General features: G+C 67.2%; 11 protein-coding genes, 2 tRNA genes and 1 pseudogene. 12 read left to right on the top strand and 2 right to left on the bottom strand.

Annotated features, from left to right (window positions below):
- The 10 genes and pseudogenes from QMX79_RS16790 to QMX79_RS16745 all read left to right on the top strand — a co-directional run.
- Positions 1–214, top strand: a pseudogene (locus tag QMX79_RS16790) (GTPase HflX); the annotation flags it as partial.
- Between the two features lie 4 nt (positions 215–218).
- On the top strand, positions 219–713 hold the full coding sequence (locus tag QMX79_RS16785) for a nicotinamide-nucleotide amidohydrolase family protein (protein ID WP_282247748.1): 495 nt from the start codon (positions 219–221) through the stop codon (positions 711–713).
- A 35-nt stretch (positions 714–748) separates the two neighbouring features.
- Entirely contained in the window at positions 749–2428 is a 1680-nt protein-coding gene (ubiB, locus tag QMX79_RS16780; RefSeq protein ID WP_282247747.1) for a 2-polyprenylphenol 6-hydroxylase, read from the top strand.
- Positions 2429–2495: 67 nt separating this feature from the next.
- Positions 2496–3146 carry a transcriptional repressor LexA gene (gene lexA / locus QMX79_RS16775; protein ID WP_282247746.1) on the top strand — a complete coding sequence of 217 codons (651 nt, stop codon included), beginning with the start codon at positions 2496–2498 and terminating at the stop codon, positions 3144–3146.
- Positions 3147–3348: 202 nt separating this feature from the next.
- On the top strand, positions 3349–4389 hold the full coding sequence (gene recA, locus QMX79_RS16770) for a recombinase RecA (RefSeq protein WP_282247745.1): 1041 nt from the start codon (positions 3349–3351) through the stop codon (positions 4387–4389).
- Positions 4390–4463: 74 nt separating this feature from the next.
- Entirely contained in the window at positions 4464–4955 is a 492-nt protein-coding gene (recX, locus tag QMX79_RS16765) for a recombination regulator RecX (RefSeq protein ID WP_282247744.1), read from the top strand.
- Between the two features lie 132 nt (positions 4956–5087).
- On the top strand, positions 5088–7736 hold the full coding sequence (alaS, locus tag QMX79_RS16760; RefSeq protein WP_282247743.1) for an alanine--tRNA ligase: 2649 nt from the start codon (positions 5088–5090) through the stop codon (positions 7734–7736).
- A gap of 141 nt (positions 7737–7877) precedes the next feature.
- A complete protein-coding gene (gene csrA / locus QMX79_RS16755; protein ID WP_019183311.1) occupies positions 7878–8081 on the top strand; it encodes a carbon storage regulator CsrA in 204 nt (67 codons plus the stop codon).
- A gap of 81 nt (positions 8082–8162) precedes the next feature.
- Positions 8163–8255 (top strand) — tRNA-Ser (locus QMX79_RS16750).
- A gap of 136 nt (positions 8256–8391) precedes the next feature.
- Entirely contained in the window at positions 8392–9429 is a 1038-nt protein-coding gene (locus QMX79_RS16745; protein ID WP_282247742.1) for an aldo/keto reductase, read from the top strand.
- Between the two features lie 55 nt (positions 9430–9484).
- Here QMX79_RS16745 and QMX79_RS16740 read toward each other — a convergent pair whose 3' ends face one another.
- Positions 9485–10186, bottom strand: a complete 702-nt coding sequence (locus QMX79_RS16740; RefSeq protein ID WP_282247741.1) for a pirin family protein — start codon at positions 10184–10186, stop codon at positions 9485–9487.
- Positions 10187–10326: 140 nt separating this feature from the next.
- On the opposite strand from QMX79_RS16740, the gene QMX79_RS16735 reads away from it, so the two are divergent.
- Both QMX79_RS16735 and QMX79_RS16730 read left to right on the top strand, forming a co-directional pair.
- Positions 10327–11250, top strand: a complete 924-nt coding sequence (locus tag QMX79_RS16735) for a LysR family transcriptional regulator (protein WP_282247740.1) — start codon at positions 10327–10329, stop codon at positions 11248–11250.
- A gap of 111 nt (positions 11251–11361) precedes the next feature.
- A complete protein-coding gene (locus QMX79_RS16730) occupies positions 11362–12510 on the top strand; it encodes an alpha/beta fold hydrolase (protein ID WP_282247739.1) in 1149 nt (382 codons plus the stop codon).
- A gap of 53 nt (positions 12511–12563) precedes the next feature.
- Here the strand turns inward: QMX79_RS16730 and QMX79_RS16725 are convergent.
- Positions 12564–12640, bottom strand: a tRNA-Arg gene (locus tag QMX79_RS16725).
- Positions 12641–12688: the final 48 nt, after the last annotated feature.

The raw sequence follows: 12688 nt of genomic DNA, 5'->3' as shown, positions 1-12688 counted from the left end.
GCAGCACGTCAGCGGCGACCTGCGCCTGCCGCCGACCGCCGGCCGCCTGCGTTCGCGCCTGCACCAGCTGGAAGTGGTGCGCGGCGAACGCAGCGACGAGGACGGCTGGCTGCTGCAGGTCGAGATCCCGATCGCCGAAGCGGAGAAGCTGGCCGCCGCCGACGACGGTGCCCCGATCCGTGCACTGCTTCCGGAAAAACTGCCCGAATGGTGAGTCCGTGACTGTCCCCACCGATGCCGAACTCGGCGACCTTGCCCGTGACGTTGGCCAGCGACTGCAAGCGGCTGCGCTGCAGCTGGTCACCGCCGAAAGCTGCAGCGGCGGCTGGATCGCCAAAGCGATGACCGATATCGCCGGTTCGTCGGCGTTCTTCGACTGCGGCATGGTGGTGTACAGCTACGAGGCCAAGCAGCGCCTGCTCGGCGTGCGCGCACAGACGCTGGAGCAGTTCGGCGCGGTCAGCCGCGAAACCGTGCTGGAAATGGTGTCCGGCGCGCTGGTCAACTCCGGTGCCGGCATGGCCGTGGCCGTGACCGGCATCGCCGGCCCCGGTGGCGGCAGCCCGGACAAGCCGGTGGGCAGCGTCTGGATCGGCTGGAAGCAGCGCGGTGGCTATGCCCGCGCGCAGCTGTTCCAGTTCGAGGGCGACCGCGAAGCCATCCGCCGGCAGACCGTGCAGCAGGCGCTGACGGGAATTTTCCCGGCGCTGTGACATCCTGAGCCCTGCTGTCGAACGAGGGTGCACCGATGTGGGAAACGCTGGGAACCGTCCGTGACCTGGGGCGCCTGCAGGAAATCGCCTCGGTCCTGATCCGCTATGGCTTCGGCGACCTGGTGCGCCGCATCGGGCTGGCCGACGTGCTCGAACGCGCCGGTCGGCTGCTGCACTGGAACGATACCCAGCAGATCCTGCGCATGACCGCCCCGGTGCGGGTGCGCCGGGCGATGGAAGAGCTCGGCCCCACCTTCGTCAAGCTCGGCCAGGTGCTGGCCACCCGCGTGGACCTGTTCCCGCCGGACTGGATCGCCGAATTCTCCGAACTGCAGAACGCGGTGCCGGCGCTGCCCTATGCGCAGGTACGCGAGCAGCTGGAAGCCGACCTGGGGGCACCGGCCACCGACGTGTTCGCCTGGCTCGATGAAACCCCGCTGGCGGCGGCTTCGCTGGCCCAGGCCCACCGCGCCACCCTGCACGATGGCAGCGAGGTGGTGCTGAAGATCCGCCGCCCCGGCATCCGCGAGGTGATCGAAGCCGACCTGCGCCTGCTCGCGCGGCTGGCTGAAATCGTCGAAGCGCGCCTGCCGGACATGCGCCGCTACCGGCCGGCCGAAGTGGTGCAGCAGTTCCAGGTGTCGCTGCGGCGCGAGCTGGACTTCGCCGCCGAGTGCCGCAATGCCGAGCGCATCGCGCGCAACTTCGCGGGGCGCACTGACATCCTGATTCCCAAGGTGCACTGGCAGTGGACCTGCGAGAGCCTCAACGTGCAGGACTTCGTGGACGGCATCCCCGGTCGCGACCTCGCCGGGGTGGATGCGGCCGGGCTTGACCGGGTCCGGCTCGCGCGTACCGGCGCCCGCATCGTGCTCAAGATGGTGCTCGAGGACGGCTGCTTCCACGCCGACCCGCACCCGGGCAACATCATCTACCTGCGCGACGGAAGGATCGGCGTGATCGATTTCGGCATGGTCGGCGCGATCTCCGAACAGCGCCGCTTCCAGGTCGCGCAGCTGCTGCACGGGCTGGTCAGCCAGGAGCCGGAGTCGGTCACCGACGTGCTGCTGGACTGGTCCGGCGGCGTGGACGTGGACGAATCGCGGCTGCAGCAGGACATCAGCACCTTCGTCGACCAGTACCGGGGCGTGCCGCTGAAGGACCTGCACATGGGCCTGATGCTGGGCAACATCACCCAGCTGCTGCGCCAGTACGCGCTGACCCTGCCGGCCGACCTGGCACTGATGATCAAGACCTTCCTGACCCTGGAAGGGATGGGCCGCCAGCTCGACCCGCAGTTCGACATGGCCACCGCCGCGCGCCCGTTCCTGGAGCGGGTGATGTGGCAGCGGTTCGCGCCGTCGGCCCTGCTCAAGCGCGGCAAGCGCAGCGTGGCCGGGCTGCTGGACCTGGCCGGCGACCTGCCGCGCGATGTGCGCCAGCTGGTGCAGATGGCACGGCGGGGGCGGTTGCAGTTGAAGGTCGAGACCACGGCATTGCAGGGGTTCGGGGAGCAGGTCAACCGGGCGGCGAACCGGCTGGTGGTGGGGATCGTCACTGCCGCGTTGATCATCGGGTCGTCGATCGTGATGCACAGCGTGGGTGGGCTGTCGAGCCGCTGGCTGCTGGCGCTGGGCGTGGCGGGGTTCGTGGGGGCGGGGTTCTGCGGGGTCTGGATCCTGTTTTCGATCTGGCGGTCGGGGCGGAATCCTTGATGGGCCCTATGGCCTTTTTCTGATCGGGGCTTGCGTGGGTCGGGTGTTAGTAGTAATACTACTAACCATGGACCTTACCGATACCCAGCAGGCGATCCTGCAGTTGATCGCCGAGCGCATCGAGACCGACGGCGCGCCGCCGTCGCAGACGGAAATCGCCCGTGCGTTCGGCTTCAAGGGCGTTCGGGCCGCGCAGTACCACCTGGAAGCGCTGGAACAGGCCGGGGCGATCCGTCGCATTCCCGGCCAGGCCCGCGGCATCCGGTTGGTGCAGGCGCCGCCGCTGCAGGACGGCTTGCCCGCCTCGCTGGCGGCGGCCGCGCTGCCGGACCACGTGCTGCGCCTGCCGGTGCTGGGCCGGGTCGCGGCCGGCCTGCCGATCGGCGCGGACATCGGCTCGGACGATTTCGTGGTGCTGGACCGGGTGTTCTTCTCGCCCGCACCGGACTACCTGCTGAAGGTCCAGGGTGATTCGATGATCGACGAGGGCATCTTCGATGGCGACCTGATCGGCGTGCACCGCACCCGCGACGCCCGCTCGGGCCAGATCGTGGTGGCGCGCATCGATGACGAGATCACCGTCAAGCTGCTGAAGATGGGCAAGGACCGGATCCGGCTGCTGCCGCGCAATCCCGATTACAAGCCGATCGAAGTCCTGCCGGACCAGGACTTCGCCATCGAAGGGCTCTATTGCGGGCTGCTGCGCCCGAACCGCTGATTTCTTCAACGCACGACATGCACGGTCTTTTGTGGCGATTCTCTGGTTTGGCTGAGGTTGGTACGGATGTCCGATAATTTTTTTCCGAACGCCGGGCAGAATCTCAGCCTGTGCGATACGCCAACCTTAAAGTGACCCCGTGGCCAAGAAGACCTCCAAAGACACCCCCTCCAACGACATGACCCCTGCAAGGACCAATCCGATGGACGAGAACAAAAAGCGTGCCCTGACCGCCGCCCTGAGTCAGATCGAAAAGCAGTTCGGCAAGGGGTCGGTCATGCGCATGGGCGACCGCGTCATCGAGGCCGTCGAGATCATCCCGACCGGTTCGCTGATGCTGGACATCGCGCTCGGCATCGGCGGTCTGCCGAAGGGGCGCGTCGTGGAGATCTACGGTCCGGAATCCTCGGGCAAGACCACCCTGACCCTGCAGGCGATTGCCGAATGCCAGAAGAAGGGCGGTACCGCCGCCTTCATCGACGCCGAGCACGCCCTGGACCCGATCTACGCCGCCAAGCTGGGCGTGAACGTGGACGACCTGCTGCTGTCCCAGCCGGACACCGGCGAGCAGGCGCTGGAAATCGCCGACATGCTGGTCCGTTCGGGCTCGGTGGACATCGTGGTGGTCGACTCGGTCGCCGCGCTGACCCCCAAGGCCGAAATCGAAGGCGAAATGGGCGACCAGCTGCCGGGCCTGCAGGCCCGCCTGATGAGCCAGGCGCTGCGCAAGCTGACCGGCAACATCAAGCGGTCCAACACCCTGGTGGTGTTCATCAACCAGCTGCGCCACAAGATCGGCGTGATGATGCCCGGCCAGAGCCCGGAAGTGACCACCGGCGGCAACGCCCTGAAGTTCTACGCCTCGGTCCGCCTGGATATCCGCCGCATCGGCGCGATCAAGAAGGGCGACGAGATCATCGGCAACCAGACCAAGATCAAGGTGGTCAAGAACAAGCTGGCGCCCCCGTTCAAGCAGGTCATCACCGAGATCCTGTACGGCGAAGGCATCAGCCGCGAAGGCGAACTGATCGACATGGGCGTGGAAGCCAAGCTGGTCGAGAAGGCCGGCGCCTGGTACAGCTACGGCGAAGAGCGCATCGGCCAGGGCAAGGACAATGCCCGCGGTTACCTGCGCGACAACCCGCAGGTGGCCCAGCGCCTGGAAGCCGAGCTGCGTGAGAAGTTCCAGCCGGCCGAAGCCGCCCGTGAGGGTGGCGACGACGAAGGCGACGACGCCGAGTAAGTTTCCCGCGGGGCAGGGCAGCGCCGTCAGTGACGCTCGCCCTGTCCCGGGGTTTACGTTTTACGAGATCCCGCATGCACGACCCAGACGCCCCGGCACCCGGCCGCAAGCGCCGCGTCCGTGAACAGACCCCGGTCCAGCGGGCGCTTGGGCTGCTGGTACGCCGTGAGCATTCGCGCAAGGAGCTGACCCGCAAGCTCACCGCCCGCGGCATCGAGAGCGAGGCGGCCACCGCCGCGGTGGATAAGCTCACCGAGGCCGGCTGGCAGGACGACACCCGGTTTGCCGAGAACCTGGTCCGGATCCGCGCCAACACGGGCTATGGCCCGATCCACATCCGCGCCGAACTGGGCACCCACGGGCTGGACAGCGAGCAGATTGCCGCTGCCATGGACACCTTCGAAGGCGACTGGACCGAGAATGCCCGGGACCTGGTCTGCCGCCGGTTTGGCGAGGCCGGCCCGCAGGAGCTGCCCCAGCGCCGCAAAGCCGCCGATCTGCTGGCCCGCCGTGGGTTCGATGGCGACAGCATCCGCCGGGCGACCCGATTCGATCCTGAAGATTAAGCAGGGACACGCCCCGCGTGTCCGTAAGGCCCGGGCCTGATACCCTTTATGGTTTCGGCGGTCCTGCAATCGACACCCGGCCATTGGGGCTGCGTGCGAGGGACTGACCGGCCCGCAGACAGCCAGCCCCCCATGACCGAATCCGCCAAGTTCACCACCTCCCAGATCCGCAGCGACTTCCTTGAGTTCTTCAAGGGCAAGGGCCACACCATCGTGCCGTCGGCACCGCTGGTTCCGGGCAACGATCCGACCCTGTTGTTCACCAACTCCGGCATGGTGCAGTTCAAGGACGTGTTCCTTGGCGCCGAGAAGCGCAGCTACGTGCGCGCGGCGGACGTGCAGCGCTGCCTGCGTGCCGGCGGCAAGCACAACGACCTGGACCAGGTCGGCTACACCGCGCGCCACCACACCTTCTTCGAAATGCTGGGCAACTGGTCGTTCGGCGATTACTTCAAGAAGGACGCCATCGCCTGGGCCTGGGAGCTGCTGACCCAGGTCTGGAAGCTGCCGGCCGACCGCCTGCTGGTCACCGTCTACCAGACCGACGACGAGGCCTACGCGCTGTGGCGCGACATGGTCGGCATTCCCGAAGAACGCATCGTGCGCATCGGCGACAACAAGGGCGCCCCGTTTGCCTCGGACAACTTCTGGCAGATGGCCGACACCGGCCCGTGCGGCCCGTGCACCGAAATCTTCTACGACCATGGCGCGCACATCGCCGGTGGCCCGCCGGGCTCGCCGGACGAAGATGGCGACCGTTACATCGAAATCTGGAACCTGGTGTTCATGCAGTTCGACCGCCAGCCCGATGGCACCCTGGTGCCACTGCCGGCCCCGTGCGTGGACACCGGCATGGGCCTGGAGCGCCTGGCGGCGATCCTGCAGCACGTGCACACCAACTATGAAATCGACCTGTTCCAGGCGTTGATCCGCAAGGCCAGCGAGCTGACCGGCATGGCCGACCTGGAGAACAAGTCGCTGCGCGTGATCGCCGATCACATCCGCGCCTGTTCGTTCCTGGTGGTCGATGGCGTGCTGCCGTCCAACGAAGGCCGTGGCTACGTGCTGCGCCGGATCATCCGCCGCGCCTTGCGCCACGGCTGGATGCTGGGCGTGCGCCAGCCGTTCTTCAGCAAGCTGGTGCCGACCCTGGTCGAGCAGATGGGCGAGGCCTACCCGGACCTGCCGGCGCAGGCCGACACCGTGGTGCGCGCACTGCAGGCCGAGGAAGAGCGCTTCGCGCAGACGCTCGACTCGGGCATGAAGATCTTCGACGACGTCGCCGCGCAGGTGACCAACGGCGTGATCCCCGGCGTGGATGCGTTCCGCCTGTATGACACCTATGGCTTCCCGCTGGATCTCACCCAGGACATCGCGCGCGAGCGCGACCTGGTCGTGGACATCGACGGTTTCGATGCCGCGATGAAGGAGCAGCGCGACAGTGGCCGCAGGGCAGGCAAGGGTGGCGCCGCCGTGGTGCTGTCGGCCGAGCTGGTGGCTACCCTCAAGCCGACCGTGTTCCTGGGCTACGACCGCCTGCAGGCCGACGGCCTGACCGTGGTGGCCCTGCTCAAGGATGGCCGCCCGGTGGACAGCGTGCAGGCCGGGGACGAGGTGATCGTGCTGACCGACCAGACCCCGTTCTACGCCGAATCCGGCGGCCAGGTCGGCGATACCGGCACGCTGTCCGGCAACGGTGTGCAACTGCAGGTGAGCGATACCCAGAAGTTCGCTGGCCAGTACCACGGTCACGTAGGCCAGGTCGCCAACGGCAGCCTGAAGGTGGGCGATGTGCTCAGCGGCCAGGTCGATGGCCAGCGCCGCGGCGCCACCATCCTCAACCACTCCGCCACCCACCTGCTGCACGCCGCGCTGCGTGAAGTGCTGGGCACGCACGTGCACCAGAAGGGTTCGCTGGTCGCGCCCGACCGCCTGCGTTTCGACTTCTCGCACTTCGAGCCGATCAGTGCGCAGGACCTGGCGCTGATCGAGCGCAAGGTCAACGAACAGGTGCGCATCAACAACGCCGTCGAAGTACGCAACATGGCCATGCAGGAAGCGCTCGACTTCGGCGCGATGGCGCTGTTCGGCGAGAAGTACGGCGAGAACGTGCGCGTGCTGAAGATGGGCGATTACTCCACCGAACTGTGTGGTGGCACGCACGTGTCGCGCACGGGTGACATCGGCCTGTTCAAGATCACCTCCGAAGGCGGCATCCAGTCCGGTGTGCGTCGTATCGAAGCGGTGACCGGGCAGGGCGCGCTCGACCACGTGGCCCACGAAGAAGCGCAGCTGGCCGAAGCCGGCGCGCTGCTGGGCGGCAATGCCGGCGAGGTGGTCGACAAGATCCGCCAGCTCACCGAGCGCCAGAAGAAGCTGGAACGCGAACTGGACGCGCTGAAGGCCAAGCAGGCCGCCGGCGCGACCGCCGACCTCGGTGCTGGCGCAGTTGAGGTCAATGGCGTCAAGATCCTGGCCGCGCGCCTGGAAGGTTTCGATGCCAAGGCACTGCGTGAAGCGATCGACCGCCTCAAGCAGCAGCTGGGCGATGCGGTGATCGTGCTGGCCGGTACCCAGGACGGCAAGGCAGCACTGGTGGCCGGCGTGAACGGCAGCGCAACGGGCAAGGTAAAGGCCGGGGAACTGTTGTCCCACATCGCCGGTCAGATCGGGGGCAAGGGCGGCGGCCGCCCGGACCTCGCCCAGGGTGGTGGTGAGGACGGGCCCGCCCTTGCTTCCGCACTGGCTGCCGTCGTCGACTGGGTCACCCCTCGTATCTGAACGCCTGAATCCTCCTGCTCCTTGATGGGGCGGGAGAGCTGACGGTACTATGGCTAATCTTTTCCCTTTGTCGTGTGGCGTTCCTTGGCTGGGCGCCGAGCCGGTCGGGAAAATCCACCGGTTCCCTGGAGACTTGCAAAAATGTTGATCCTGACTCGCCGTGTCGGCGAAACCCTGATGATCGGTGACTCGGTCAGCGTGACCGTGCTCGGCGTCAAGGGCAACCAGGTGCGTATCGGTATCACCGCCCCGAAGGACGTGGCCGTGCACCGCGAAGAGATTTACCAGCGTATCCAGCGAGGCGATGAGCCGAATGCATCGGGAAGTGAAAATTCTTCCGATTAAGGCTTTACCTCGGGGTGTGAAAAACGTTATTCTTCGCGCCCCCGCTGAGAAGAAACACCGCAGCGACGGAACCAGAATACTGGAGCGGTGCCCGAGTGGCTGAAGGGGCTCCCCTGCTAAGGGAGTATACGGCCAAAAACTGTATCGAGGGTTCGAATCCCTCCCGCTCCGCCAGTAATAGAAAAGGCCTTCGTACGCGAGTACGAAGGCCTTTTTCTTTGTGCGCTGTTGCCGCTGCGTTGACGCGATGCCCGCACGCTGTGCACCGGCAACCTGCGAGGGTGGACGCTCCCCCGCACCAGGAGTCGTCGTGAACGCACCTCGCCCTTCCCGTTCCACTGCCGACGCCAACACGCGCCAACGCTACCGCCCGCAGACGCGACTGGGCCTGGGCGGCGTGGCCATCGGCAACGGCTTTGCCCCCGCCAGTGACGAACAGAGCGAAGAGACGCTGGCGGCCGCCTACGCCGCTGGAGTGCGCTACTTCGATACATCGCCCTGGTATGGGCTTGGGCTGAGCGAACGTCGCTACGGCCACCACCTGCACAACCACCCGGCGTGCGGGTACACGTTGTCCTCGAAGGTGGGGCGCCTGCTCACCGCTACCGCCGGCGAACTGCAGGACACGATGTGGAAGGATCCATCGCCGTTCCACTACCGCTACGACTACTCGGCCGACGGCGTGCGCCGTTCGGTGGAAGACAGTCTCAACCGCATGGGCGTGGCCCAGCTGGACGTGGTGTTCATCCATGACCTCTCGCCCGACAACGAGAAGGACCTCGGCATGCCGTGGGAACAGCGCTTCGCGGAAGCGGTAAAGGGCGCGATGCCGGCGCTGACCAGGATGCGGGAGGAAGGCCTGATCAAGGCCTGGGGCTTTGGCGTGAATCGCCCGGAGCCGGCGCTGCGCGCGATCGAAGAGGCCGATCCGGACATCTTCCTGCTCGCCTGCCAGTACTCGCTGCTGGACCATGAGGAGGCGTTGCACGACACCTTCCCGGCCATCGCGCGGCATGGTGCGTCGGTGGTGGTCGGCGCACCGCTGCTGGCCGGCTACCTGGCCGGCCGCGACCGCTATCTCTACGACGGCACGGTGCCGCAATGGGCGCCGAAGAAACGCGCGGCGGTGCAGGCGATCTGCGACCGCCACGGGGTAGACCTGCGCACGGTGGCGCTGCAGTTCGCGGATGCGCCGGAGGTCGTGTCCGCCGTGATTCCGGGTGCACGCACCCCCGAACAGGTGCAGGCCAACGTGGCGTCCATGTCGGTGGCGATTCCGCCCGTGCTCTGGGCAGAGTTGAAGCAGGCGAAGCTGATTGCCGACGACGCTCCGGTGCCCGCGGCCTGATCCCAGGCACGACAACGCCCCGATCAGCTCGGGGCGTTCTCTTCAGCGGCGTCGGTTACAGCGGCAGGTCGAACACCAGCACTTCGGCATCGCTGGCGTTCTCCAGCGTCACCTGGGCCTCGTCGGTGATCTGCAGCGCATCGCCGGTGTCCAAGGTGATGCCGTTGACCTGCAGCTGGCCACGGGCCACCTGCACGTACGCACCGCGGCGCGGGGCCAGGGCCAGATGGGCGCGCTCGTCGCCGTCCAGGATCGTGGCGTAGATGTTGGTGTCCTGGTGGATCAGCAGCGAACCGTCACGGCCGTCCTTGGAGGCGATCAGGCGCAGCTGGCCGCGCTTGGCCTCCGGGGCGAAGTGCGTCTCCTGGTAGCTGGGGGTGATGTTCTCGGCATCCGGGAACAGCCAGATCTGCAGGAAGTGGACGGTCTCGTCGGCCGAATGGTTGAACTCGCTGTGGCTGACCCCGCTGCCGGCGCTCATGCGCTGCACGTCGCCGTAGCGCAGCACCGAGCCGGTGCCCATCGAGTCCTTGTGCTCCAGCGCGCCGCCGAGCACGTAGGAGACGATCTCCATGTTGCTGTGGCTGTGGGTGCCGAAGCCCTGGCCGCCGATCACCTTGTCTTCGTTGATCACGCGCAGCGGGCCGAAGCTGGTGTAACGCGGGTCGTAGTAGCTGGCGAAGGAGAAGGTGTGCTGGGAGTTCAGCCAGCCATGGTTGGCCTGGCCACGGGTTGCGCTCTTGCGGATCTGCAGCATGATGTTCTCCTCGGGTGTTCGATGGTTTCGATGGCGGTCCGGGGCGGTGTGTGCTGCCCCTTTCCTGTTGGCGCCAGTATCCGCTTGCACCCGTCGCTTGAAAAACGGATAGTTTTGCAAGCCATCATCGAAAAATTCGAATGCTCAAGCTCAGCCTCGACGCCCTGCAGATCCTGGATGCCATCGACCGCCGTGGCTCGTTCGCCTCGGCGGGCAAGGAGCTGCACAAGGTGCCTTCGACCATCTCCTACACGGTGTCCAAGCTGGAACAGGACCTGGGCGTGCAGCTGTTCGACCGGATCGGCCCGCGCGCGCACCTCACCGAGGCCGGGGTGGCGTTGCTGGACGAGGGCCGGCACCTGCTGCGCGCGGCGCGCGAACTGGAAATGCGGGTGCGCCGGGTGGCGTCGGGCTGGGAGGCCGAGCTGACCGTGGCGGTGGATTCGTTGTTCCAGCCGGCGCTGCTGGCCGAGGATGTGCGCGCGTTCAGTGCGGTGGCCGAGCAGACCCGGATCCGGCTGATCAGCGAAGCGCTGTCGGGCACCTGGGAGGCCCTGCTGGACCGGCGCGCGGACCTGCTGGTAGGTGCGGCCGGGGAGGGGCCCAGTGGCGGCGGCTACGTGGTCGAACCGCTGGGCGTGGTCCGGTTCGTGTTCGCGGTGGCGCCCGGGCACCCGTTGGCGGCGCTGCCGGAACCGCTCGGGCGTGAGCAGCTGGCCGCGCACTGCGCCATCGCGGTGGCCGATTCGGCGCGGCGGCTGCTGCCGCGCACGGTCGGCCTGCTGATGGGCCAGGAGACGGTGACCGTGCCCGATACGGTCAGCAAGTTCCGCCTGCAGTGCGCGGGGCTGGGCTTCGGCTTCCTGCCCGAGCCGTATGTGCAGGCGGCGGTGGCGCAGGGGCGGCTGGTGGTGCGGCAGGTGGAGGAGCCCAAGCCGGACGAGACCTTCTGGCTGGCCTGGCGCACCGGGGAGGAGGGTGCTGCGCTGCGCTGGTGGCGCGAGCGGATGCGCCAGCCGGGGCTGATGGAGGGGTGGTGGGGGCAGATGCGCGAATGGCTGTGACGCCGGATGGCTGAATGAATGCCGTCCTGTCATCGATTGGTCATCTGGTTGCGGTAGAGCGCCGTCGGCGCGGTCGATAACCTGCGCGGCTCAATCTGACTCTCTGCGCCCATGAAACGCCTGCTGCTGCTCTTGCTGGCCGGGGCCGGCCTGTGGCTGGCTGCGTGCTCATCGCTCAATTCCTCTGCCGCGTCCACCTCGCTCAGCGATCGGCTGGTCGCGCCCGGTGGGGTGTCCACGCTGCTCGATACCGCCCGCATCAGCGAAGCGGTGGCGGCGGTGCCCAACCGGCATGGCTTCGTGACCGGTCGGGCCGGGGTGCCGCTGTTCTGGCGGGCGTTCGATCCGGGCCGCTACGGCCTGCGTTACCAGTACCTGGCGCAGCACCATGAGAACGGCGAGCCGTTGAACACGGGCCTGCAGCTGGCCCTGCCGCACCCGTTCAAGCCGCAGGCCCCGCGCGGCACCGTGGTGCTGCTGCACGGCTGGATGATGAACGGCGATTCGATGCTGCCGTGGTCGCTGCAGCTGGCCGAATCGGGCTACCGGGTCATCACCATCGACCTGCGCAACCACGGCCAATCCGGGGCGGGGCCGTCGGGTTACGGCACGTTTGAATCCGACGATGTGGTCGATGTGATCGATACGCTGCAGCAGCGCGGTGAAGTGGTCGGGCCGCTGTACCTGTTCGGCGTGTCCTACGGCGCGGCCACCGCGCTGTTCACCGCGGACAAGCTGGGCGACCGGGTCACCGGTGTGGTGGCGATGGAATCGTTCGCCAATGCCGGCGAGGCGATCCGCAGCATGATCCCGCACCTGATGTCGCTGCAGCCCACCGCGTGGAAGGCGCAGGCGATGGCCGCCTACGGGCGCTGGCGCTATGGCGGGCAGGACATCAACGCGGTGATCGCCGCCGCCAGCCAGCGCCTGGACCTGGACCTGGACACGGTGGACGTGACCCGTGCGCTGGCCGATACGCGCGCCTGCGTGCTGCTGCTGCACGGCCAGGACGATGCACACGTGCGGGTGGACCAGGGGCGTGCGCTGGCCGCCGCCAGCCCGCGCGTGCATTACATCGAGATGCGCGGCGAAGACCACATCACCCTGCCGTTGCGGCTGGACCTGCTGGGTGGCGTGGTCGATGACTGGCTGGCGCATGACGACCATGCCGGTGGCAGCTGCCCGGCGCCGGAGATCCCGCGCGAAGCGGACCGGATGGCCATGTCGGCGGTACGCGTCGGCGACCCGGCACGGTCGTGAACGCACCAACAAAAAAGGCAGCCCGTGGCTGCCTTTTTTCGTCTTCGATGCAATGGTGCGCCCGGAGAGATTCGAACTCCCGACCGCCTGGTTCGTAGCCAGGTACTCTATCCAACTGAGCTACGGGCGCGCTTGCATTGTCTGGTTGTTGCCGCGATGTAATGGTGCGCCCGGAGAG

The organism is Stenotrophomonas sp. PS02300, assembly GCF_029959395.1.
GTDB classification, from domain to species: domain Bacteria; phylum Pseudomonadota; class Gammaproteobacteria; order Xanthomonadales; family Xanthomonadaceae; genus Stenotrophomonas; species Stenotrophomonas maltophilia_AD.
This window is presented reverse-complemented; position numbering and strand designations above follow the sequence as displayed.

Bases quoted from the DNA above. Each gene is read 5' to 3' on its own strand.
- QMX79_RS16735 (WP_282247740.1), top strand. From the start codon at position 10,327: ATGCTCAAGCTCAGCCTCGACGCCCTGCAGATCCTGGATGCCATCGAC.
- QMX79_RS16730 (WP_282247739.1), top strand. From the start codon at position 11,362: ATGAAACGCCTGCTGCTGCTCTTGCTGGCCGGGGCCGGCCTGTGGCTG.
- ubiB (WP_282247747.1), top strand. From the start codon at position 749: ATGTGGGAAACGCTGGGAACCGTCCGTGACCTGGGGCGCCTGCAGGAA.
- lexA (WP_282247746.1), top strand. From the start codon at position 2,496: ATGGACCTTACCGATACCCAGCAGGCGATCCTGCAGTTGATCGCCGAG.
- csrA (WP_019183311.1), top strand. From the start codon at position 7,878: ATGTTGATCCTGACTCGCCGTGTCGGCGAAACCCTGATGATCGGTGAC.
- alaS (WP_282247743.1), top strand. From the start codon at position 5,088: ATGACCGAATCCGCCAAGTTCACCACCTCCCAGATCCGCAGCGACTTC.
- QMX79_RS16740 (WP_282247741.1), bottom strand. From the start codon at position 10,186: ATGCTGCAGATCCGCAAGAGCGCAACCCGTGGCCAGGCCAACCATGGC.
- recA (WP_282247745.1), top strand. From the start codon at position 3,349: ATGGACGAGAACAAAAAGCGTGCCCTGACCGCCGCCCTGAGTCAGATC.
- recX (WP_282247744.1), top strand. From the start codon at position 4,464: ATGCACGACCCAGACGCCCCGGCACCCGGCCGCAAGCGCCGCGTCCGT.